Annotated in this window: 1 rRNA gene; it reads right to left on the reverse strand. The window is 59.0% G+C overall.

Annotation, left to right across the window (positions count from 1 at the left end):
* Positions 1-541, reverse strand: a 23S ribosomal RNA gene (locus tag ACFPZI_RS37260); the annotation flags it as partial.

Here is a 541-nt window from a genome sequence, read left to right on the forward strand (position 1 = left end):
ACGTTACCGTGCTTCCATATCCGGCCTATCAACCCAGTCGTCTACTGGGAGCCTTACCCCATCAAGTGGGTGGGAGTCCTCATCTCGAAGCAGGCTTCCCGCTTAGATGCTTTCAGCGGTTATCCCTCCCGAACGTAGCCAACCAGCCATGCCCTTGGCAGGACAACTGGCACACCAGAGGTTCGTCCGTCCCGGTCCTCTCGTACTAGGGACAGCCCTTCTCAAGACTCCTGCGCGCGCAGCGGATAGGGACCGAACTGTCTCACGACGTTCTAAACCCAGCTCGCGTACCGCTTTAATGGGCGAACAGCCCAACCCTTGGGACCGACTCCAGCCCCAGGATGCGACGAGCCGACATCGAGGTGCCAAACCATCCCGTCGATATGGACTCTTGGGGAAGATCAGCCTGTTATCCCCGGGGTACCTTTTATCCGTTGAGCGACGGCGCTTCCACAAGCCACCGCCGGATCACTAGTCCCGACTTTCGTCCCTGCTCGACCCGTCGGTCTCACAGTCAAGCTCCCTTGTGCACTTACACTCA

The sequence above is a fragment of the Streptomyces chlorus genome, assembly GCF_042655885.1.
GTDB classification, from domain to species: domain Bacteria; phylum Actinomycetota; class Actinomycetes; order Streptomycetales; family Streptomycetaceae; genus Streptomyces; species Streptomyces chlorus.